Source organism: Larkinella terrae (genome assembly GCF_009668025.1).
Classification (GTDB): Bacteria; Bacteroidota; Bacteroidia; order Cytophagales; family Spirosomataceae; genus Larkinella; species Larkinella terrae.
Window position 1 is genome coordinate 142,420 of record NZ_WJXZ01000004.1, and the last position, 20,977, is coordinate 163,396.

The 20,977-nt window shown below is 50.4% G+C and carries 18 protein-coding genes; 3 read left to right on the top strand and 15 right to left on the bottom strand.

All coding sequences use genetic code 11. The features are described from left to right. Positions 1-3 precede the first annotated feature (3 nt). A complete protein-coding gene (locus GJJ30_RS07655) occupies positions 4-450 on the bottom strand; it encodes a winged helix-turn-helix transcriptional regulator (RefSeq protein ID WP_154174567.1) in 447 nt (148 codons plus the stop codon). Between the two features lie 98 nt (positions 451-548). Between GJJ30_RS07655 and GJJ30_RS07660 the strand changes: the two genes are divergently transcribed. Then, positions 549-1,397, top strand: a complete 849-nt coding sequence (locus GJJ30_RS07660) for an SDR family oxidoreductase (RefSeq protein ID WP_154174568.1) — start codon at positions 549-551, stop codon at positions 1,395-1,397. A 71-nt stretch (positions 1,398-1,468) separates the two neighbouring features. On the opposite strand, the gene ftsZ is transcribed toward GJJ30_RS07660, so the two are convergent. The 10 genes from ftsZ to GJJ30_RS07710 all read right to left on the bottom strand — a co-directional run bounded on the left by ftsZ (position 1,469) and on the right by GJJ30_RS07710 (position 12,489). Next, positions 1,469-2,887 (bottom strand): cell division protein FtsZ, encoded by a 1,419-nt coding sequence (gene ftsZ / locus GJJ30_RS07665; RefSeq protein WP_154174569.1) that lies wholly within the window; start codon positions 2,885-2,887, stop codon positions 1,469-1,471. A gap of 85 nt (positions 2,888-2,972) precedes the next feature. After that, positions 2,973-4,385 (bottom strand): cell division protein FtsA, encoded by a 1,413-nt coding sequence (ftsA, locus tag GJJ30_RS07670; RefSeq protein ID WP_154174570.1) that lies wholly within the window; start codon positions 4,383-4,385, stop codon positions 2,973-2,975. Further along, positions 4,382-5,158 (bottom strand): cell division protein FtsQ/DivIB, encoded by a 777-nt coding sequence (locus tag GJJ30_RS07675; RefSeq protein WP_154174571.1) that lies wholly within the window; start codon positions 5,156-5,158, stop codon positions 4,382-4,384. The genes ftsA and GJJ30_RS07675 overlap by 4 nt, the downstream gene beginning before the upstream one ends. 32 nt (positions 5,159-5,190) lie before the next feature. After that, on the bottom strand, positions 5,191-6,573 hold the full coding sequence (gene murC, locus GJJ30_RS07680; RefSeq protein ID WP_154174572.1) for a UDP-N-acetylmuramate--L-alanine ligase: 1,383 nt from the start codon (positions 6,571-6,573) through the stop codon (positions 5,191-5,193). Between the two features lie 156 nt (positions 6,574-6,729). Further along, positions 6,730-7,830, bottom strand: coding sequence for an undecaprenyldiphospho-muramoylpentapeptide beta-N-acetylglucosaminyltransferase (murG, locus tag GJJ30_RS07685; RefSeq protein WP_154174573.1), 1,101 nt, complete (start codon positions 7,828-7,830; stop codon positions 6,730-6,732). A gap of 15 nt (positions 7,831-7,845) precedes the next feature. Further along, the gene (locus GJJ30_RS07690) at positions 7,846-8,988 is read right to left on the bottom strand and encodes an FtsW/RodA/SpoVE family cell cycle protein (RefSeq protein WP_154174574.1); all 1,143 of its coding nucleotides are present in this window, start codon (positions 8,986-8,988) and stop codon (positions 7,846-7,848) included. 75 nt (positions 8,989-9,063) lie between these two features. Continuing rightward, on the bottom strand, positions 9,064-10,425 hold the full coding sequence (murD, locus tag GJJ30_RS07695; protein WP_154174575.1) for a UDP-N-acetylmuramoyl-L-alanine--D-glutamate ligase: 1,362 nt from the start codon (positions 10,423-10,425) through the stop codon (positions 9,064-9,066). 130 nt (positions 10,426-10,555) lie between these two features. Beyond that, on the bottom strand, positions 10,556-10,885 hold the full coding sequence (gene mscL, locus GJJ30_RS07700; protein ID WP_154174576.1) for a large-conductance mechanosensitive channel protein MscL: 330 nt from the start codon (positions 10,883-10,885) through the stop codon (positions 10,556-10,558). Between the two features lie 112 nt (positions 10,886-10,997). Further along, positions 10,998-11,780 carry a transglutaminase family protein gene (locus GJJ30_RS07705; RefSeq protein WP_154174577.1) on the bottom strand — a complete coding sequence of 261 codons (783 nt, stop codon included), beginning with the start codon at positions 11,778-11,780 and terminating at the stop codon, positions 10,998-11,000. A 175-nt stretch (positions 11,781-11,955) separates the two neighbouring features. Next, positions 11,956-12,489 (bottom strand): thioredoxin family protein, encoded by a 534-nt coding sequence (locus tag GJJ30_RS07710; protein ID WP_229313023.1) that lies wholly within the window; start codon positions 12,487-12,489, stop codon positions 11,956-11,958. Positions 12,490-13,028: 539 nt separating this feature from the next. On the opposite strand from GJJ30_RS07710, the gene GJJ30_RS07715 reads away from it, so the two are divergent. Continuing rightward, positions 13,029-13,745, top strand: coding sequence for a LexA family transcriptional regulator (locus GJJ30_RS07715; RefSeq protein ID WP_154174579.1), 717 nt, complete (start codon positions 13,029-13,031; stop codon positions 13,743-13,745). Positions 13,746-13,807: 62 nt separating this feature from the next. On the opposite strand, the gene GJJ30_RS07720 is transcribed toward GJJ30_RS07715, so the two are convergent. After that, positions 13,808-14,284, bottom strand: a complete 477-nt coding sequence (locus GJJ30_RS07720) for a hypothetical protein (RefSeq protein WP_229313024.1) — start codon at positions 14,282-14,284, stop codon at positions 13,808-13,810. Between the two features lie 215 nt (positions 14,285-14,499). Here GJJ30_RS07720 and GJJ30_RS07725 point away from each other — a divergent pair, with 215 nt between their 5' ends. Continuing rightward, positions 14,500-16,212 carry a GMC oxidoreductase gene (locus GJJ30_RS07725; protein WP_154174580.1) on the top strand — a complete coding sequence of 571 codons (1,713 nt, stop codon included), beginning with the start codon at positions 14,500-14,502 and terminating at the stop codon, positions 16,210-16,212. Positions 16,213-16,291: 79 nt separating this feature from the next. On the opposite strand, the gene GJJ30_RS07730 is transcribed toward GJJ30_RS07725, so the two are convergent. The 3 genes from GJJ30_RS07730 to GJJ30_RS07740 all read right to left on the bottom strand — a co-directional run bounded on the left by GJJ30_RS07730 (position 16,292) and on the right by GJJ30_RS07740 (position 20,964). Beyond that, a complete protein-coding gene (locus GJJ30_RS07730; RefSeq protein ID WP_154174581.1) occupies positions 16,292-17,038 on the bottom strand; it encodes a GLPGLI family protein in 747 nt (248 codons plus the stop codon). A gap of 15 nt (positions 17,039-17,053) precedes the next feature. Beyond that, entirely contained in the window at positions 17,054-19,888 is a 2,835-nt protein-coding gene (locus GJJ30_RS07735; RefSeq protein WP_154174582.1) for an outer membrane beta-barrel family protein, read from the bottom strand. 248 nt (positions 19,889-20,136) lie between these two features. Then, the gene (locus GJJ30_RS07740; protein WP_154174583.1) at positions 20,137-20,964 is read right to left on the bottom strand and encodes a polysaccharide deacetylase family protein; all 828 of its coding nucleotides are present in this window, start codon (positions 20,962-20,964) and stop codon (positions 20,137-20,139) included. Between the last annotated feature and the right edge of the window lie 13 nt (positions 20,965-20,977).

Consider the following 20,977-nt stretch of genomic DNA (forward strand, 5'->3'; position numbering starts at 1 on the left):
GTTTTACCATTCCACCAGAACCGCTTCCTGCTCACGCCTATCGTACCGTTCGCGGGCTTTGATTATCTGATCACTATGATTGGTGGCCCATTCGCCCAGTTCGATAATCTTTATCAAAAAACTACGGCCTAAATCGGTCAGCTCGTATTCAACGCGGGGCGGAATTTCGGGATACATCCGGCGGGTTACCAGTCCGTCGCGTTCCAGATTCCGCAGTGTTACGGTTAGCATTCGTTGCGAAATCCCGTCGATCCGTTTCTTCAGCTCATTAAACCGCAGGGTTCCGGCGTCGCCCAGGTGAAAAATGGACAAGGTTGACCATTTGTCGCTAAACCGATCCAGAATATTCCGAATGGGGCAGCGATCCAGCGCACCGGGCGTCGGCTGCAAAATTTTCTGCAACTTTTTTTGCAGGTTATCCTGCTGATAATCAACGATAGTTCTGTCCATGTGCCTGACTTACCAATAAATGCCTTCTTGTGGCGTCCTTAGTTACTAAATAGTTTTGAGTTACCAAAAGTAACTAACAAACCGTAAACAAACACCCCATGATTGCAATAACCGGAGCTACCGGCCATTTAGGAAAGGCTACGCTCGAATTTTTAGTCACCAAAACCAGTCCGGATTCCCTGGTTGCTCTCGTCCGCGACCCGGCGAAAGCGGTCGATCTGGCCGCCAAAGGTATCCAGGTTCGTGTGGGCAATTACGATGATCCGGCTGTGCTGGTGACGAGCCTGGCGGGTGTTGATAAACTGGTTCTGATTTCCAGCTCCTTGACGGGTCCGGAACGGGTTCAGCAACATACCCATGTCATTAATGCGGCCAAAGAGGCCGGTGTCAGACACGTTTTTTACACCAGTGCTCCGAAACCTTCGCTGGAAGCCCGGTTTACACCCGCGATCGACCATTTTCTGACTGAAGAATTGCTGAAAGAATCGGGATTGGCGTATACTTTTTTCCGGAACAGCATTTACCTGGATGTCTTGCCGATGATGGTGGGTAATGCCACGCAAACCGGGCAACTGCATTATCCGGCTGGCGAGGGCAAGGTGAGTTTTGCGTTACGGAATGACATTGCCGAAGGGCTGGCGAACGCATTGACCACCGAAGGGCACGAAAACAAAATTTACGAGATCGGCGCTCCGGTTTCCTGGTCGTTCGCCGACATTGCCGCTGCGCTCAGCCAGAATGGCAAAACCGTCGAGTACATCGATATTCCGACCAGCGCGTTCGAAGCTGAATTACTAAAACATCTGCCCGCGCCGGTCGCTAAAGTCTATACGGGTCTGGCCGAAGCCATCAAACACAACGAGCTCAATGAACCGGACCCAACTCTGGAAAATTTTCTGGGCCGTCCGCCGGTGAGCCTGTCCGAATTCCTGAAAGCGCTGGCCTGAAACCGGTTTTATCCAAATGAAAAAGACTCCCGATGAGGAGTCTTTTTCATTATAACTTGTTCAGTTAGAGCCTAATCATTGAGACGCGTTCGGATAATATCCCGTTCATCCAGCAGCGGTATTTCGTAGAGAACCACTTTCTGGCGCGTAAAAGCCGGGGTTTCCAGCTCGCGTTCCCGCTCCGAATAACGGCTTTGCGAAAATCCTTCGATCATTTTCTGGATCTGCAGCAAATCATCTTCGCGTTTCTCATCCACCAGAATGTCTTCGAGCTTCGTGCCGTTGGTGCGGGTTAACGGATCGATACTGGGACCGCCACCAATCTCGGCACCGTTTCCGCTGCCGCGCGTCAGGGTGTCCGTTCCCTGTGACTGATCTTCGGTTACCAGTTCCTGATCTTCTTCATCGCCGGGTAACTCATCGACAACCTCCTCCTTTTTCAGCTCCGGTTCGGGCTGTTTCCAGTTCGTCGGCGGAAAATCCGGTCGGTCGGTCGGCAGATCAAAACCGGCGGCAATCACCGTTACGCGCAGGTTTTTGCCGAGGGTCTTATCCTTGATCGTACCGTATTTGAACAGGTGCGCCTGCTTGTCTTTTCCGATTTTTTCCTTGATGTAACCGGTAATGATCTGCAGTTCCTTCATGGTGGTGCGGGCTTCGGGTCCCGACGCCATCGTGAGCAGAATCCGTTTCGCACCCCGGATGTCGCGGTCGTTGAGCAACGGCGAGTTGAGGGCATCCGTAATGGCGTTCAGTGCGCGGTTTTCGCCTTCGGAATCGGCCGAACCCATAACGGCCTGGCCAGCTCCCTCGAGCACCCGCTTCACGTCCATGAAATCGACGTTGATTTCGCCCTGAACGGTAATGATTTCCGCGATACTTTTCACCGCATTCGCCAGCACGTCATCGGCTTTGGCAAACGCCTGATCCATCGGGAAATCTTCAAAAATTTCCGCCAGTTTATCGTTCAGAATCACCAGAACCGTATCGCAATACTCCTTCAGCTCATCGATACCGCGCATGGCCTGGTCCAGCTTCTCGATGCCTTCGAAGTCGAACGGCGCCGTTACGACGGCAATGGTAAGCAGACCCATTTCCCGGGCGATCTGAGCAATAACGGGTGCCGCACCGGTACCCGTACCGCCCCCCATACCCGCCGTGATGAAAACCATCTTGGTGGGCTCACCGAGCAATTGCCGAATGTCTTCCGTGTTCTCCAGAGCGGCCTGACGACCCACCTCCGGGTTCGTTCCGGCACCCAGTCCGGAAGTCAGAAGCGCACCCAGTTGAATTTTAGTCTTTACCGGACTGTTGGTCAGCGACTGGCGATCGGTATTGCAGACGATGAAATCCACATCTTTCACGCCCATTCTAAACATATGGTTGACGGCATTGCTCCCGCCCCCACCGACGCCTATCACTTTAATAATTGGGTCATCTTCCTCGTCGGGGAATTCAAACCTCATGCCGTACTCCAATGCCTCTGGCATACCTGCTAATGTTTGGTGCGCGATTGTTAACTATATAGTTGGAAACGCCGGATTGCCAATGCGTTGTGCCGTCAAAATTAAGTACTTACTGATTGTACCGGTCGTCGGGACCCAGTTCTTTCCCGATGTCGTCGTTCAAAAATTTCTGGAGCCAGGTCATGATTCCGCCCCCTTTTTCTTTCTTTTTATCCGGTTCCTTAACGCTGGTTCCGGTGCCATGTCCATGCCCGTTGCCGTTACCAAAGCCGTTCGCACCGTTTCCACCCACCAGATGAAGGGGGGCGTGCTGCAACGGAATCCGATCGTCCAGGCGTTTGAAACCGGCCCACACCAGGCCCACCGCCGTCGCAAAAGCCGGGTCACTGACCAGATCGGCCTTCACGTTGTGCTCCAGCTGATCCGGGAAACCGATTCGAACGTCTAAACCGGTAACACGTTCAAAAATCCGCTCGATGCCCGAGATGGAAGCCGTGCCGCCCGTTAGCACAACGCCACCCACCAGCTTGTCGCGGTAGCCGGAGCGAATGATTTCGGCCTGAACCATAGCCGCAATCTCTTTCAGCCGGGCTTCGATGACGAGCGCTACGTTTTTCAGCAGAATGTCTTTCGGCGGCCGGCCACTCAGATTCGGCACGGCCACGACTTCGTTCAGCCGGAAATCGGTCGGGTCGGCGCTGCCAAACTTCGTTTTCAGGAGTTCAGCCTGCGTCGGTAAAACCCGACAACCGACTTCCAGATCGGAAGTTAAGCTATTTCCGGCGTACGGAATAACCGCAACATGCCGCAGGACGTTTTTGTGATAAATCGCAATTTCAGTGGTGCCACCACCAATATCGACCAACGCTACACCGGCGTGTTTTTCTTCCTCGGTTAAAACCGCTAAAGCCGATGCCAGGGGCGCCAGCAGGAATTTGTCGTTTTCCAGCGGTTCTTTCTGAAGCGATACGGCGCGAGCCCGTTGAATACATTTCCGGGTGTAGGATGCCGAACTGGTTTGGGCGGTAATTACTTGAAAATCAGCTTCCAGCTTAACGCCAATCCGACCAACGGGATAGTCGATATTCGATTCGCTGTCAACCGTAAAATCCATCGGCAGAACGTGAACGATTTCGGCCCCGGCGGGTAACACCGAGCGGTACATGTCATTCACCAGGTGGTCGATGTCGTCGGCCACGACTTCATCGCCGGGAGAAACGCGCGTAATACTGCCGTGTTGCCGGCGAGCCATCACGTTCTGCCCGGAAAAACTGACATTGACCACGTGAATGTCAATATTAGCCTGCCCGGCGGCTTCTTCAACGGCCCGGTTAATGGCTTCAACGGTTTGGCCAATATTGACAACGGAGCCTTTGGTAACTCCTTTGGAAACGGCTTTTCCCACGCCCAGAACATCCAGACGGGCGTGATCATTACTGCGGACAAGGCGACCGGCCACGGCGCACACTTTGGTGCTGCCAATGTCCAATCCAACTATAATTTCTTCCTGCTTAGGTATCATTCGCACACAATCTGGTTACGGTACTGCACACTTACCCTCCGGTATCCATCTCCCTTTTTTAAAGGTAAGATATGTTTGTAAAATAATTTAATTTTTTCAAATTTCGATTCCAAATCAACGGGTTGTCCGATCTCTATCAGACAATCGCCCACCTGTGGAATCAGCGTAACCTCCCGGTTTTTATCAACCATTACCTGCGCTACCTGTGCTTTCCAGAACGGATCGGCTTCAATCTGTTTCAGCAGATTGAGGAAGGCCTGATTTTTCTCCGTCGTCAACGATTTCCGCTCGCTAAAGTAGGGCCCGGAGATCAGAACGACCCGCGCCGTGTAATTCATCGAAAGCGGAAACCACTGGCCTTCTTCTGTCAAATAATACCCGGCAAAAGCCGATTTGTCTTCTGTTCCATCCGGAACCAGCCGGGCCAACGGGCGTTGCTGCTTGATGTCCGCGATCAGAATTCCTTTCAAATCCCGGTACAATTGACAACTTTTGATCAGACCATTCTGTTTCAGACGATTTTCCAACCGCTTCAAATCCATCGTGGCGTAATCATCGCCCAGTAACGGATCGGCCCCGTCGTTGGTCAGCGTTCGGAGCACATCGTTCCGGTTTAGAAACCGGTGCCCATCCACTTCGTCCATCCGAATGTCGATGCCTTCACACTGCCGGTGATTTTGCTTGTGTTCCGTAAAAGCAATCAGCCCCGCCAAAACCGCTAAACCCGCTACGGTCAGAATGAAAGTTCTATTTAAGGGAAAAATAGAAAACATTCGTGTTTATTAACTTTAAAAAAGGTGAATTTTTATTGATTGGTCTGAAATAGGTTTTTTAGCACCGGAATCATCTGATCAATGTCTCCGGCGCCGATCGTTGCAACCAATTCCGGCGGGTCTTTTTGTAAAATACCGGGCAACTCGGCTTTGGTACATTGAATTTTGGTTTCGGACTGAATCGATTTAAAAATCAGATCGGACGTTACGCCCTCGATCGGCAACTCACGCGCCGGATAGATATCGAGCAGAATCACGCGATCCGCCAGTGAAAGACTTTCGGCAAATTCGTCGGCAAAATCGCGCGTCCGGCTGTAGAGGTGCGGCTGGAAAATGGCCGTTACCTTCCGTTCCGGATACAATGCTTTCACCGATGACAAAAAGGCAAAAACTTCTGCGGGATGATGAGCGTAATCGTCGATAAATATAACATTTTTTGATTTGTGTATATATTCAAACCGACGTTTTACACCCTTATAATTTCCGAGCGCCAGTTGGATGGCCTCCGGCTTTACGCCCACCCGAAGCGCAGCCGCGGCAGCCGCTACGGCATTTTCAACGTTGTGAAAACCGGGTACCTGCAAGGCCACATTCTCGATAATACCCTCAGGATAAACGATATCGAAAACAAAACAGGCGTTTTCAATCCGCAGATTCCGGCAGTGGTAAGCGCCTTCATTCAGAGAATAATCGTAAACGGTAGCCGGTGTACGATCGGCCAGCGCCAGGCCCCGTTTCATAAATAAAGTTCCGCCGGTTTTTATTTGTCCGACAAACGCGCTGAACGAATCCAGAACCGCCGAGTGATCGCCGTAGATATCCAGGTGGTCGGCGTCGGTCGAAGTGACAATCGCGACCTGGGGAAACAACGTCAGAAACGAGCGATCGAACTCATCGGCTTCGACCACGCAGATCACTTTCGACAGATCGTCGGTTGGTTCGTTCAGGAGGAAATTGGTGCCGTAGTTTTGGGTAATCCCGCCCAGAAAAGCCGCGCAGTTCACTCCGGAATCCCGCAGGATATGGGCCACCATCGACGAGGTCGTGGTTTTTCCGTGGGTTCCGGCAATGGCGACGGTCGTCATCCGGCCCGCCAGAAAACCCAGCACCTGCGATCGTTTCTGCAACGTAAAACCGTGCTCGGTCAGGTAAACGTATTCCTGGTGGTTTTTCGGTACGGCGGGCGTGTAAATCACCAGCGTTTCTTCCCGGTTTTTCCGAAAATGCGCCGGAATCTGCTCGACATCTTCCTCAAAGTGAATCGACATACCTTCATGTTGCAGGGCGTCGGTCAGGGCCGTGGAGGTCTTGTCATAACCCGCCACTTCGTACCCATTCACCAGAAACCAGCGCGCCAGCGCGCTCATGCCAATCCCGCCAATTCCCAGAAAATAAACGTACCGAATGTTATTCATTTTTAAATTATGGCTCTGATGGTTAAAAATGGTTGGATGGTTCTAAGGGTTAAAAATGGCTGGAATGGTTAAAATGGTTGGACGTTTTTTAATCCTTTAACCATTTTAGCCATTGAACTATTTAACCATTCAAACCATCAGAGCCATTCAAACCATTCATTTTGTTATCAATTTTAAAACTTCTTCCGCGATTTCATGGGCGGCTTGGGGCCGGGCCAGTTCGCGAATGTGTTGGCTCAACGCTTGCTGCTGCGCCGGATCGGCCAGCAGCCGCAGGGCCGCCGGAACCAGATCGGTGGAAGCCACTCGATCATTGATCAGCAAAGCCGCCTGCCGGTTGACCAGACTCAGTGCATTTTTAGTCTGATGGTCTTCCGAAGCCGCCGGAAACGGCACCAGAATCGCCGGTTTTTCGACCAGACAAAGTTCCGAAACCGACAGCGCACCCGCCCGCGATACCACTACATCGGCGGCCGCGTAGGCCAGATCCATTTCGTAAATAAAATCAAATGCCCTGACCGAAACCGCTCCGGCGTCCGCAATGGCTTTTCGGGCGCGGTCGATGAACAACGGCCCGGTTTGCCAGACCACCTGATGACCGGATTCGATCAGCAAAGCAAGGTCTTTCGCAATGCTTTCGTTGATGGTTCGCGCACCCTGACTACCGCCGATGATCAGCAACGTCTGGCGGTTTGGGTCCAGACCAAAAAAAGCCAGCGCTTCCGCCCGTTTGCCCCCGGCCTGCATAATGTCCGTCCGGACGGGATTGCCGGTCAGCTTAATTTTCTGGGCCGGAAAAAACGCTTCCATGCCGGGATAGGCCACACAGATGGTTCTGGCCCGGCGCGACAGAAGTTTATTCGTTAAACCGGCGTAGGAATTCTGTTCCTGAATCAGGGTTGGAATGCCCTTCAGCGAAGCCGCCAGCAAAACCGGTCCGCTGGCATAACCGCCCACGCCCACGGCAACATCCGGATTAAATTCACGAACAACCTGCTGTGCCCGCAAAAAACTCCGCCCCAGTTTGAACGGAAAAGCCAGGTTTTCAACTGTCAGTTGCCGTTTGATGCCCACCACCGGCAGTCCGATAATTCGGTAGCCCGCCCGCGGCACTTTCTCCATTTCCATCTTTCCTTCCGCACCGACAAACAGGATTTCGGTGGCTGGGTCAATGGTTTTCAGCTCATTGGCAATGGCAATCGCCGGGTAAATATGCCCGCCGGTTCCACCGCCACTGATGATGATACGTCTTGGCATAGGCTTGACTCCAAATTAAATTTTGCTCTCGTCGGCTTCTCCGCGACTGACGCTGATGATGATGCCGATGGCGGTTCCGGTGAAAAGCAGCGATGTTCCGCCCATACTCAGCAACGGCAGCGGCTGACCCGTTACGGGCACCAGCCCTACCGAAACCGCCATATTGATCATGGCCTGAATAACAATACTAAACGTTAAACCGGCGGACAGCAAACCGCCAAACGCCCGGTTGGCTTTTCGGATGGCCCGCATGCCTCGCCAGAGCAGGTAGAGGTAAGCTGCGATGACGACAATTCCGCCGATCAAGCCGTATTCTTCGACAATCATGGCGAAAATAAAATCGGAATAGGAGTGGGGCAGGAAGTTGCGCTGGTGGCTGTTTCCCGGCCCTTGTCCATACACGCCACCGTGGGCGAGCGCGATGTACGATTGTTCGACCTGAAATTCGGGCGGTCGTCGTCCCTGGAAGGTTTCCCAGTAATTTTTTAGTCGGCTAATCGAGGTTTTGGCCCGCTGTCCCACCAGCAAAGCCCCGCTGCCCATGATGAGGCAAACGACCACCATGATGGCCAGGTATTTGGTGGGAACGCGTCCGATAAACATCAGCAGAAAACAGGTTGCGGCCAGTAAAGCCGCCGTCGATGCGTTACTCAGAACAATACAGGCGCAAATCAGCCCGATCCAGATGATCATGTTGGCCAGAATACTCGGATCGTATTGTTCCTTTTTGATGTGCTGCCGTTTGGCGAGCATGGCGGCCAGGTTGGAAATCAGCGCCAGTTTGGCCAAATCCGAGGGTTGAAAAGTCTGATTGATCAACGGAATCGTGATCCAGCGCGACGCGTCGTTCAGGTTAACGCCTTTGAAGTAGGCCCACAGCAGTAGCGGCACCGAAAGCCACATGCCGAACCGCGACAACCGGGCGTAATAAATGTAGTTAAACCGGTGGGCGATCCACATACATGCCAGCCCCAGCACCACCAGCGCCCCGTGCTTGAAGAGGTAGTGCTCGGTTGACTGCAGCTTCTGATACGCCATCGTACCCGTCGCGCTGTACACGACGGCAACACTCATGATGGAAAAAAACAGCACGACTCCCCAGATATGGTAGTCGCCCTTGATGTTGTTTTTTAGCCAGTCGGTTACGGAAATCGTCATCTTGCTGAATAATGAACAATGAACAATGAATAATGAACAGCATGCGTCAGCCATTCATTGTTCATTGTTCATTGTTCATTGTTTAATATTCATAATTCTCTTTACCGCTTCTTTAAACTGATCGCCCCGGTCCAGGTAATTGCGGAACAGGTCGAAGCTCGCGCAGGCGGGGGATAACAAAACCGTATCGCCCGGATTGGCCAGTTCGAGCCCTTTGGCAACCGCTTCGTTCACATCCTGCGTTTCAAACAGCGTTGGAACGAGATCCGAAAAATAGCTGACGAGCTTCCGGTTGTCTTTTCCCAGACAAATTAACGCTTTTACTTTTTCCTGAACCAACGACGCCAGCTGATCGTATTCATTTCCTTTATCCTGACCGCCCGCGATCCAGATCACCGGCGTGGTCATGCTTTCCAGCGCGTAATAAACCGAGTCGACGTTGGTCGCTTTGGAATCATTGATAAAATGGACACCCTTAACGTCGCCCGCCGGTTCGAGCCGGTGGGCGGCATTCTGAAACGTTTGTAAACCGGTTTGCAGAGCTTCCGGTTTTACCCCAACCGACTGAGCCGCCAGCGTGGCTGCCAGCATATTGATGGCGTTGTGTTTGCCTTTCAGGGGTAAATCGGCCAGGGCGGTTTTAAAATCCAGATCACCGTCGTTGACTACCAGAAAACCGTCTTTCAGATAAGCACCCGGTTGGGGTGTATCGACCAGGGAAACGGGCAATAACCGGGCGACCGGTTTTTTAACGGGCAGTTCGGCACTGATTGCCGGGCTCTCCTGGTAATAAATGAATGCATCGTCCGGCGTCATGTTCTGCAACACCCGAAACTTCGAATCGACGTAATTCTGAAACTGGTATTCGTAACGGTCTAAATGATCGGGGGTGATATTCAGCAGAATAGCCACATTCATCCGGGCCTGATACATGTCATCCAGTTGAAAGCTGCTCAGTTCCAGCACATAATAGTCAAACGAGTTTTCCAGCACCTGCCGGGCGAAGCTGTCGCCGATGTTACCCGCCAGCCCGACGTTCAGCCCGGCGGTTTTCAGCAGGTGGTAAACCAGCAGCGTCGTGGTGGTTTTTCCGTTGCTGCCCGTAATCCCGATCAGGTGGGCGTTGGTGTAGCGTGAAGCCAGCTCGATTTCCGAAATAACCGGGATGTTCCGTTCGCGCAGTTTCTGAATGATGGGTGCTTTTTCGGGAATTCCGGGACTTTTCACTACTTCGGTTGCCTCAAGAATCCGGTCTTCCGTATGCTGACCTTCTTCAAACGGGATGTCGTTTTGCTGCAGAATCTGCCGATAGGACTCCTGTAACAGGCTTTTGTCCGACAAAAAAACCGCATAGCCTTTTGCCTTCGCCAGCAAGGCCGCACCAGCCCCGCTTTCTCCTCCGCCCAGAACGACCATCAACGGCATTTTAACTTCCATAGATTTATGTGCAAACCGGGGACAAAAATAGAAGTTTCGGCGTAGTCTGTCCGTCCGTTTGTCAATCTTTTTACGAATAAAAAAGAAACCCCGCTTTGGGCGGGGTCAATGGGTGGGTACAGCGGAAAGGTCATTCTTTCTGCAGCGACGACGAAACCCGCATGCGGTTGGCCGCTTTTACAATGAGGAAAATAACCCAGGCTACGATGAGGAACTGAATGACAATGTTGAGGAAATTACCATAGCGAATGGCGACTTCCGGTGTTTCACCAACGGCTTCCTTTAGGACGATTTTTAACTGGCTGAAATCGATTCCGCCAGTTACCAGGCCTAAGATCGGGTTGATAATATCTTCAACCAACGACGTCGTGATTTTTCCGAAAGCCGCTCCGATGATAACACCGACGGCCAAATCCAGCACATTACCCTGAGCGATAAAGGTTTTAAATTCTTTTAGCATGGATTGAGTGGTTAAGTTGATTGGCAGGAAGTTAAGAAATGTTACCATTTTGTCAAATTTATACACAAAAAAATAACATCCGCACAATACCCCTGTCTGGCAAATTAATGGCTTACAGTTTTTCTTCCACCCACACTTTCATTTCCTGTAATTGCATTTCGCCAAATTGAGTCGCCAGCGCCACATCGGCGGCATCGCGGCCGTAGGCCACCACAATCCGATTGCCGCGCGGTTCTTTCTGGGTTGCGTCGAAGGTATACCAGCGGCCATCGACGAAGGCTTCGAACCAGGCGTGTAAGTCCATTGGCTTGAGGTTATGCAGGTAACCAACGACCATCCGCGCCGGAATGTTGAGGCTGCGGCAGAGCGAAATGCCCAGGTGCGCAAAATCCCGGCAGACACCGATGCGTTTTTCGGCGGTTTCGATGGCCGATGTACTCGAATCGCTGGTCCCGTACTGGTAGATTACGTGGCTCTGAATCCAGTTCCGGATGGCTTCCACCTGATCGTAGCCCGGCGTAGCATTGGCAGTGATGTCAGCCGCGAGCGGCCCCAGCCGGTCCGACTGGCAATAGCGGCTGGGCAGCAGAAACTGCAACGTATCGTCGGGCAAATCCTGAACCGGGACAAAAGGCGCACCCGGCGCAACATCGATCTCATCGGCGGTTTCGACCACCAACGTAATCTGAATCCGGAACCGCCCTTCCGGCGTCATGAGCCGCTGGCATAAATTGCCGTATGAGTCGGTATATTCGATAACCGGCACGCCCGGTTCGATCTGGTATTCTTCGGAAATTACCCATTGCCCGGCGCCGGAGCGGGGGCGTAACATAAACACAACAGGAGCAGGGGCCGGAACGTCATAGACGAGTTCGCAGCCGGCGAAAAGTTTCATAAATATCAGGAATTCGAGCGTCGGTTTTGAATGGCTCAAGCTTTCCTAACCGCATTTCTACCCAAATTGTTCTTGGTTTTTCGGGCAGGAAACAAATTAATAATGTGTCCCAAAAACAAAACGACAGCCTTAATCCGAAACCGGGGCTGTCGTTGTGACGAACAAGTTGGTGGGGTTAAATTTTTACCGAGAATTTCTGCGGATATGTCTTTGTTTTGAACTGTTCGAACGGTTCTTTGTTGTAATAATCTCCGCCGATAAAAGTGATGATCTGGTGGAATTCCGGCGCTTTGATGTAACCGGGGATCGGCTGGATCGGCTGGAATTTTTCGTTTAGAAAAACCACCGTTGGGTAACTGAGCTGATTTCTCAGAAGCGCAGCCGCCAGTTGGTGATAACCCCGGCTTCCCTGAGCCACGTACACAAATTTATCGGTTCCCAGAACGATGTCTTCTTTCTGCTCGGCATTAAGCTTCACGGCGTAATAATTTTTGCTGATGTAATCGACAACCGACGGATTCGTGAACGTTTCCCGGTCCATTACCTTGCACCAGCCGCACCAGTCGGTGTAAACATCGATGAAGATCTTCTTCGGTTTTTTCTGATTCAGCGCAAAGGCTTCCTCAATCGTCAGCCATTTGATCTTGCCTTCTTCCTTGACCTCCGGCCGGGACCGGAACGAAACCAGACTGCCTGCGATAAGCAGCATGGCGATAAGTACAGTGAATAATTTATTCATGAGTCTGCTCTATTTATAAAACCGTTAGTCGAAGAGTTGCCGTATCGAAATTAGATAACGAATGATAAACCGTTAACCATATGGCACTGAGCTAAGTTTCGTGCCACTTAGTTTTGACTCCAAAAGGGAGGAAGAGTAACGGGTTTTCGATAAAATTATACTATAAAGTACAGATCGGAACCGGTTTTTGCGGGTATCATCTTCAAAAAGACTATGTAATACCAGTTGAGCGGGCATAAACCGGTTTACGCGAACGCTCATGCTGCGAATAGATGGATTCAAAATCGGCTGGTCGCGGAAGTAAAATTCACCTATTTCTTACAACTGGCAAAAAACTGTCCAAATCGACGGACAGAACCGTCGGTTTTTTGTAGTCTCTTGGCCTTTTCATACGATATTTCAGGTTTTGTATAATATTATTCTGGCAGTTATCATTAGCTTTGTCGTTTTTTTTAGTAAATTTGATCACAATATATAATACTTATATTATACAAGTCAATAACTATATCATGTTCAACGAACCCGGAAAATCTTTTGAAGAGGGTTTAGAGCCGATTCAGGAGCGGCTGCGGCAAGTATTTGACGCGCTGGAAATCAGTATCTACCAAGCCGCGAAAGATCTTGGTGAGAACTCGTCCAAATTTTACAACATCCTGAACGGCCGGGCTAAACCGTCGTATGATACCATCATGCGGTTGTTGGAGCAATATCCGCAGGTACGGGCCGACTTTCTGTTGCGGGGTCAGAAACCCGTATTGGACGAGCCGGAGCAAAATGGAAGGATTATCGAACTGGAGGTGCGTTACATGGATCTCCCGTTTGTACCGACGCGTTTCTACGCCAGTTTCATCGAAACCTATATCGAGGGAATCAGCATGGCGCAGATGGAAACGTACCGCGTTCCAGTTCATATGGTCGGGAACCATAAAGAACCGGTCGTGATCGAAGTTTCCGGTAATAGCATGACACCCCAATTGGCCAACGGAGCGAAAGTGCTGGCGATTCTCGTGGACCCGAACAATTGGGAGTATCAGTCGGGCGGTATTTATGCCGTGATTTACCGGGATTTTTTTGTGGTTAAACGTATTAAAGACAATGAGTTGCTGACGAAGCAGCGGTTAACTCTTCACTCCGACAATCCCAATGGCGGCAGCGTCACAGTTCCGTTGAAGGACATTCGTGGAATCTGGAAAATTGTGCGGGTGATCGATTCACCGGTGGAGTAGTTCCTAAAGATGGCCGAATAGTTATAAACCCGTCAGGTCTTGAAGACCCGACGGGTTTATAACTATTCGGCCGCCCTTTCGTGAAAATCAATAAAAATCTCTCGCCCACCAAACCAATCCAACACTTCATTGCGGCACAACAGCGTTGTTTTTTCCGAAATCAGTAATCGAAAAGAGGAATACGGCCAACTGCTAATTTTTCTGGAAAATCCGTGTTTAACCGGATTTTGATGAATGTAGTAAATGAGCCGTGTGTAATACCGATCGTCGGTGACTTCTTTTCTTTTGAATTGATTAAGGAATAATGCGCCCTTACGTTCAAAGCGTTTGTTGTAGGCTTTTGAATACGCATTGAAAAAATTTGAAAATTGCTTACTAAGCTGTACGAATAATTTATCTTGCAGAGCCAGCGGTTTTACCGGTTCATGGATTTCAAAATAGCTTACCAGCTCACCCTCTGCTCTGATCTTACACGGACAAATAAATGGAAGTGATGGGGCATTAAACAGTAAGCGAATGTGTCGACTATTGGAAAGCAATATTGGGCATATTTTTTTAGAAAGTACTGATAGTTAGCTGGTTCTCGAAATAATAAGTCCGCTCCATTTGCATGATTATAGATATGATAGTATTGTTCAGGTAGTAGAGGCTGAAGATTAGCGGACATAGCTATTTTCGATTTATAATTAGACGTAAAAAAACCTGTAAGATCTTCAAGACCTTACAGGTTTAATCTATAAACTTTCTCTAGCCAATGCATTTCAACGGAAAAGCCAAAGAACAGATGAGTTACGATGCCATTGTCATCGGTTCGGGAATCAGCGGGGGCTGGGCGGCCAAGGAACTGTGCGAAAAAGGGTTGAAAACGCTGGTGCTGGAGCGCGGGCGGATGGTGAAACACGTGGCCGATTACCCGACCGCGATGGCCAATCCCTGGGATTTCCCGCACCGAAACCGGATGCCCGACGCCTTTGACGTGGAAAATCCGATTGCCACCAAATGCTACGCACTGGACGAAGCTACCCAACAGTTTTTTGTGAAAGATGCTGACCACCCGTATATTCAGGAAAAACCGTTCGACTGGATTCGCGGCTACCAGGTGGGCGGAAAATCGCTGATCTGGGCGCGGCAAACGCAACGCTGGAGTGATTACGAATTTCAGGCTCCGGCCCGCGACGGTTTTGCCGTCGATTGGCCCATTCGCTACGCCGATCTCGCGCCCTGGTACAGCCATGTCGAAAAGTTTGTCGGAATCAGTGGGAATAAAGACGGCATCGACACCTTGCCCGACGGCGAGTTTCTGCCGCCGTTCGAGCTGAACTGCGTCGAGAAACAAATCCAGACGACCGTTAAAAACAACTATACCGACCGGCACGTCATTATCGGCCGCTGCGCCCACCTGACCAAACCGCAACCCATTCATTTACAGCAGGGCAGGGGCCAGTGCCAGGCCCGGCATCTTTGTTACCGGGGCTGTCCGTTTGGCGGTTATTTCAGTTCGAATTCAGCGACCTTGCCGTGGGCGGCAAAAACCGGTAACCTGACGATCCGGCCCGATTCGGTGGTACATTCCATTATTTACGACGAGCAAAAAGGAAAAGCTACGGGCGTTCGCGTGATCGACGCGAACACGAAGCAGTCAACGGAGTATTTTGCCAAAATCATTTTCGTCAATGCCGCCTGCCTGAATTCCAATCTGGTTTTGCTGAATTCGACCTCGAAACGCTTTCCGAACGGTTTGGGCAACGACAACGGGTTGCTGGGTCGCTATGTGGCGTTTCACAACTACCGGGGTAGCCTGAACGCGTCGTTCGACGGTTTTCAGAAACAATATTTCTACGGTCGTCGTCCGACAACGGCTTTTATGCCCTCTTTCCGCAACGTAAAGAAACAGGAAACCGACTTTCAGCGGGGTTATATGGTGGCTTTCAGTGCCAGCCGGGCAGGTTGGCAACGGGGCAGTTCGCAGAGCGGTTTTGGGGCCGAATTCAAGGAAAGTCTGCTGACGCCGGGCGATTGGAGCGTGTACATGATGATGCAGGCCGAAACCTTGCCGAAATACGAAAACCACGTTCGTCTCAGCCCGGACCAAAAGGATCCCTGGGGTATTCCACAACTGATAACATCGGTAGGCTACGACGATAACGATGTGAAAATTCTGAAAGATTTTCTGGTGCAGGGCGCCGAAATGCTCGAAAAGTCGGGTTGCAAGAATATCACTTCGCACGACGACCACCGAAATCCCGGTCTGGACATTCACGAAATGGGCGGGGTGCGCATGGGAAAAGATCCCAAAACGTCGTTACTGAACAAGTGGAATCAGTTTCATAACGTCAAAAACGTTTTCGTGACCGACGGCGCCTGCATGACCTCCGTCGGCAACCAGAACCCGTCGATTACGTTCATGGCCCTCACCGCACGAGCCGCCAACCATGCGGTTTCGGAGTTGAAGAAAGGGACGTTGTAAATGAATAATGAACAATGAACAATGAAATGTCGACGTGTCCTTTTCCTTCATTGTTCATTGTTCATTATTCATTGAATCCCTAATACCGTATCGACCAGTACGGGTTTTCCTGGGCTTTCATGCTGGTCTGGATATGGTCTTTGATGATTTTATCGTAATCGGCGGTTTTGATTTTTCGGCCTTTGATTTTCTTGTTGGCGGTTAATTCTTTCGAGACATCCTTCATTTCAATTTTGCTAGCGGTAACGACCACGTCGCCGTCGTTCAGATCCAATTCCAGAATCAGTCCCGGCAAACCGGAATACTGCTCCGGACCCGCCGGAACCGGGATGTCCTGAGCAAACCAGGCTACTACTTTCTGTTGCTTGATCGGATCTTCCGTCTCGGCCTTCATGCAGATATGCCCGGCGATGTCTTTCAACTGATTCAGAATCTTCCACTTCGGTACTTTTAGGGAATCATCGATGAGATACGTTCTCCCCAACATTTCAATGACATCCGATTTAGTTTCCTGCTTGAAATCCCGGCGGATAATGTAATCGCTGTTCCGGTACGACCACTGCCCGTTTTCACTCCGCCAATATTCGTCTGCGTTGGTATAAAGGCTCTGGTCTTCGTTGAAATACAACACCATTTGCGTCGGCTTGCTGCTGTAGTTCTTGTTCGTGGCCTTCATCCGTTCTTTCTGATCCAGGCTCAGAAACGTCATCCGGGACATAATTTTAACATAATCCTGCGTGCGGTCATACGTAACCATGCCTTCCATTTTCTGGGCCACTGCCTGAACGCCGATCGTCGCGAAAAGAAGGATTAAGAGCTTTTTCATCATCATTGTTAGGAATCAATAAATATAGTTATTCTGCCGCATTTGCGACTTCAGCCCGCGGATGTTATACGAAAACGAGAGCATGAAATACCGCGCCAGCGTCTGAATCCGCTCCGTTTGAACGTAGTTTTGGTAGGCCTGTTGCGAAATGCCCCGGTTTTTGTTGAATACGTCATAAGCCGAGAGCCGAACCTCCGCTTTGTTGTCTTTCAGGAAGAGTTTGTAAACCGATAGATTCAGAATTGGCAACTCCTGGCGGAAGTCAAACTTGGGGTTTTTGTAGATCATGTAACTCATGCGCGCATTGAAGAACATACCCTTTGGCAGCATGACGTTCATGTTACCGCCGTAGTTGTAATTATAAATCTTCAGGTTTTGCGCCGTATTGACGGAATACTTCGTATCCGTGATGCTAAAGTTAAACGTTGGGTAGAACGTAAACTTATCACTGGGGGTCAAATCCAGACTGGCGTACATGTTGTAGTTGTTGCTGTTCGTTTGGTTCAGCGCATTATTAATGTACGTTGGAAACTTGTTCAAGTTGGTATAAAAACTCGTATTCAAAACCGCCTTCGTCTTTTTCAACGGGAAACTGAAATAAACGCTTCCACCCTTGGTGGTTCCTCCGCTGATATTTACCGGCTTGGTGGTTGTCACCAACAAGGTGTCAATCGTTTGATTATAAACGATTTGGTTGATGTTATACCCGTAGTTCAGGTTGATAAAGACGTTGACGAAACTGCCGGGATCGAAGATACCAAAACCGCCACTGACCCGGTGCGTGAGCGAAGGCAACAGATCAGGGTTTCCTTCCCGAATGAAGCGCGGATTGCTGTTATCGACAACCGGTTGCAAATCACTGGTTTGGGGTTGGCTGACGTTTACGTTGTAACCGGCATTGAAGCGCTTGTTTTTCCGGTTAAAGTTCAGGCTGACGTTGGGAACGAGGGAGAAATAACTGCGGTCGACTTTAGTAAAGTTTGACGAAGCCTGATCCGACGCAAACTTCCCGGCCTGGTGGAACCACAGGGCCGCCAAACCGCCCGACACATTGAATCCTTTGTCGGAATAGCGAATCAACGAACCCACCCGGTTGTAGGTAAAATCGTTGGTGTAATACCGGCTCAGTGTATTGTTCCGCACCGAGCCCTGATCACCAACGTCGAAAACATCGCGATCGACCTTGTCATTCCGCAGGCTAAAGTTGTAAAACGTCTCCCAAAACGTGGTTTTCGACAGCGGCTCGATGTAGTCGAGACTGGATTTGATCTCCGTCCGTAAACTGTTGGTAACGTTGTCCTGGTTGATGCGGAAAATGGTTGGGGCGCCGGTAGCGGTGGTGTCGTTGAAATAGGTGTTGGTCGAGCGTTGCTGGGCCGAACCGTCGGTATCATTCACGTTATAAGCAACACTGGCCGCAAAATTGCGCCCTTTCTTCCGGAACGAATGCCGGAAAATAGCCGTCGTCGCCAGTTGAAATCCGTTGAACTGGTTGCGGTTATCGAACAGCGTCTGGCTGGTTCGCTTTTCGTGATTGGCTCCCTGAAAGAAATTCTGATCGCTGAACAGCGTGGTGTTGCCGTTGTTGGCGCGCAGGTTACCAATCAGAACCAGCGTATTCAGCGAGTCAATTTTTTGCTCGAAACGGGCGCTGCCGCGGTGGTTGCGGGTCAGACTCCCCTGGCTTTTGTGATCCGTATTCAGAAAAGAGCTGTTGGGCAGGAAGGTTTCTTTTTCCAGGTCCGAATTAAGCGTCAAACCGCTCTGGTTGTAGAAATAGTTGGAACTGAGTTTGGTCTTTTTGGTATCGTAATTATAGTTGGCCCCACCGGCGTAGTTCCGGGAAAAGCCCCGGTTGTTGCTGCCTCCGCCCGTAATCGGAACGCCCATACCATCATCACCCCCAAAGAAGTAAACCCCTCCGCTGTAGAACCCAAAATCGCCCTGGTCTTCCCAGTTGAAGGACTGGCTGCCTCGAAAATCCTGGTAATCATCGAAGGACAAACCGGTCTGGTTGATGTTATTGCCGAGGCCAATCACCGACATTTGTTCCTTGGTGTTGAAGCGGTTGTAATTCCCCCGGAGCTGAAACCGGTCCTTAGTACCAACGCCCGCCGTAATTTTTCCAAAACCGCCCTTGCGATGACTTTCCTTCAGTTCGAGATTAACGGCTTTTTCCCGCTTTCCGTCGTCGATGCCGGTCGTTTTGGCGGCTTCGGTTTTATCGTTGAACACCTGAACCTTCGAAATGGCGTCGGCGGGCAGGTTTTTAGTAGCTAATTTCGGATCCGAACCAAAAAAGGTTTTTCCATCGACGGTCACTTTCTTGACATCTTCGCCCTGGGCTTTGATGTTCCCGTCCTGATCGACCTGCATCCCCGGCAGCTTCCGCAGTAACTCTTCCACCGTCGATCCGGGCGGTACTTTAAAAGAACTGGCGTTATACTCCACCGTATCACCCCGAATGGTAAGGGGCGCTTTAGCGGTTTTGATGACTACCTCAAGTAGCTCTTTCTGAATAGGTTTGATGGATAAAGCGCCCAGATCGGTTACATCGCCAGCTTCAGGATTGACTTCCACCTGTAACGGCAAAAAACCGACGTACGAGACTTTCAGAATATAGGTAGCGCGTTTTACGTTTCGGAATTCAAAAGCGCCTTTGTCGTTCGTTCGTCCGAAATTAACCAGTGCTGAATCTTTTGGCGTCAGCAGCATGACCGTGGCACCGGGCATTGCGGCTTTGGATGTATCAGTAATGGAACCCCGGATGGAAATACGGGCCGACTGTTGAGCAAAAACCACACTGCAACAACAAACCGTTAGCAACAGCAGCAGGAGAATTTTTTTCATGGGGATAGGAAACTGTTAAGAGCTATGAGTCGGCAAATTGGAAAGAATTAACATTCATTGCTGAAAGTTAACAAATTTTAATAGTTACAACTACAAATATAGTTAAAAAAATAATTTTATAGGTAAAACTCCGGGTAAGAAGCCAAGCGGAAATGAATCGGGAATACGGCAAAGAGGGTGTTTTACAACGGAATGTTGCACAGACTAACCGCAAAACGGAAAAAACGATACCAGTTGTATGTTATAAATCAGAATAATTCGCTGACTCGAACCAGCCGGTAGCTTTTCTGCCGTAAATACTTGAGCAGTTCGTCGAGGTGGGCATACAGTTTATCCGTTCGGTCGGGATGGGTGCCAATGTGCAGCAGCAGAACAAAACCGCTCAGGCCAGCAGGGCGCTGTTGTTCATAATCGTAAATGGATTTCAGAATAACCGGGCTGCTGCGGTAATTCTTCAGATCGGGGGTTGTATAATCGGCGTGGCTGAGGGTTCCGGGCGAATACGAAATCAACTGTAAGCCCGCTTTCCGGGTCCAGTCGGCAATCGTGTCGTTGTACCATTCGTAGGGCGGCAGGAAAAACCGGGCGTCTTTTTTCGAAATTCCGTAGTGCCGCATTTCCGCGTAATTCTGATCCAGATCGGTGCGAAACCGGTTATGATCCACCAGCAAACTATCGCGCTTGCTCCAGTCGCAATAAAGTAAATGCTCATTGGAATGAGCGCCGAGGTAATGGCCGTCTTTTTTTAGGTTGCGAATGAGCGCTTGAAAAGCCGGATTGCGATAAAACCGGCCCGTCAGAAAAAACGAAGCCGGAACCCGGTTTTTTGCCAGCGTCTCCCGGATCACTTCTCCGCCGTCCGCATATTCATCGCCGGTAAAAACAATGGCCAGTTTCCGGATCGTCGTATCGCCCCGGATGATAGCTCCGCGGACCCTCGTTTTTCCGTCCGGAATATATTTTTGATGATTTTTTATTTTACGTGCAACGCCGATCGGGGGAAGTGCATCTTTCACACAATTATCGATCTCCGGAACGATACACCAGCAAAGAATCCGTAACCAAACGATCAGCATAGCGGGACACCAT

What these genes read in the sequence shown, in the direction of transcription:
- murC (WP_154174572.1), bottom strand. Translation starts at nt 6,573, where the DNA reads ATGAATAACATTCGGTACGTTTATTTTCTGGGAATTGGCGGGATTGGC.
- mscL (WP_154174576.1), bottom strand. Translation starts at nt 10,885, where the DNA reads ATGCTAAAAGAATTTAAAACCTTTATCGCTCAGGGTAATGTGCTGGAT.
- murD (WP_154174575.1), bottom strand. Translation starts at nt 10,425, where the DNA reads ATGGAAGTTAAAATGCCGTTGATGGTCGTTCTGGGCGGAGGAGAAAGC.
- GJJ30_RS07675 (WP_154174571.1), bottom strand. Translation starts at nt 5,158, where the DNA reads ATGTTTTCTATTTTTCCCTTAAATAGAACTTTCATTCTGACCGTAGCG.
- GJJ30_RS07660 (WP_154174568.1), top strand. Translation starts at nt 549, where the DNA reads ATGATTGCAATAACCGGAGCTACCGGCCATTTAGGAAAGGCTACGCTC.
- ftsZ (WP_154174569.1), bottom strand. Translation starts at nt 2,887, where the DNA reads ATGCCAGAGGCATTGGAGTACGGCATGAGGTTTGAATTCCCCGACGAG.
- GJJ30_RS07725 (WP_154174580.1), top strand. Translation starts at nt 14,500, where the DNA reads ATGCATTTCAACGGAAAAGCCAAAGAACAGATGAGTTACGATGCCATT.
- GJJ30_RS07740 (WP_154174583.1), bottom strand. Translation starts at nt 20,964, where the DNA reads ATGCTGATCGTTTGGTTACGGATTCTTTGCTGGTGTATCGTTCCGGAG.
- GJJ30_RS07705 (WP_154174577.1), bottom strand. Translation starts at nt 11,780, where the DNA reads ATGAAACTTTTCGCCGGCTGCGAACTCGTCTATGACGTTCCGGCCCCT.
- GJJ30_RS07715 (WP_154174579.1), top strand. Translation starts at nt 13,029, where the DNA reads ATGTTCAACGAACCCGGAAAATCTTTTGAAGAGGGTTTAGAGCCGATT.
- GJJ30_RS07690 (WP_154174574.1), bottom strand. Translation starts at nt 8,988, where the DNA reads ATGACGATTTCCGTAACCGACTGGCTAAAAAACAACATCAAGGGCGAC.
- murG (WP_154174573.1), bottom strand. Translation starts at nt 7,830, where the DNA reads ATGCCAAGACGTATCATCATCAGTGGCGGTGGAACCGGCGGGCATATT.
- GJJ30_RS07735 (WP_154174582.1), bottom strand. Translation starts at nt 19,888, where the DNA reads ATGAAAAAAATTCTCCTGCTGCTGTTGCTAACGGTTTGTTGTTGCAGT.
- GJJ30_RS07710 (WP_229313023.1), bottom strand. Translation starts at nt 12,489, where the DNA reads ATGCTGCTTATCGCAGGCAGTCTGGTTTCGTTCCGGTCCCGGCCGGAG.
- GJJ30_RS07730 (WP_154174581.1), bottom strand. Translation starts at nt 17,038, where the DNA reads ATGAAAAAGCTCTTAATCCTTCTTTTCGCGACGATCGGCGTTCAGGCA.
- GJJ30_RS07655 (WP_154174567.1), bottom strand. Translation starts at nt 450, where the DNA reads ATGGACAGAACTATCGTTGATTATCAGCAGGATAACCTGCAAAAAAAG.
- ftsA (WP_154174570.1), bottom strand. Translation starts at nt 4,385, where the DNA reads ATGATACCTAAGCAGGAAGAAATTATAGTTGGATTGGACATTGGCAGC.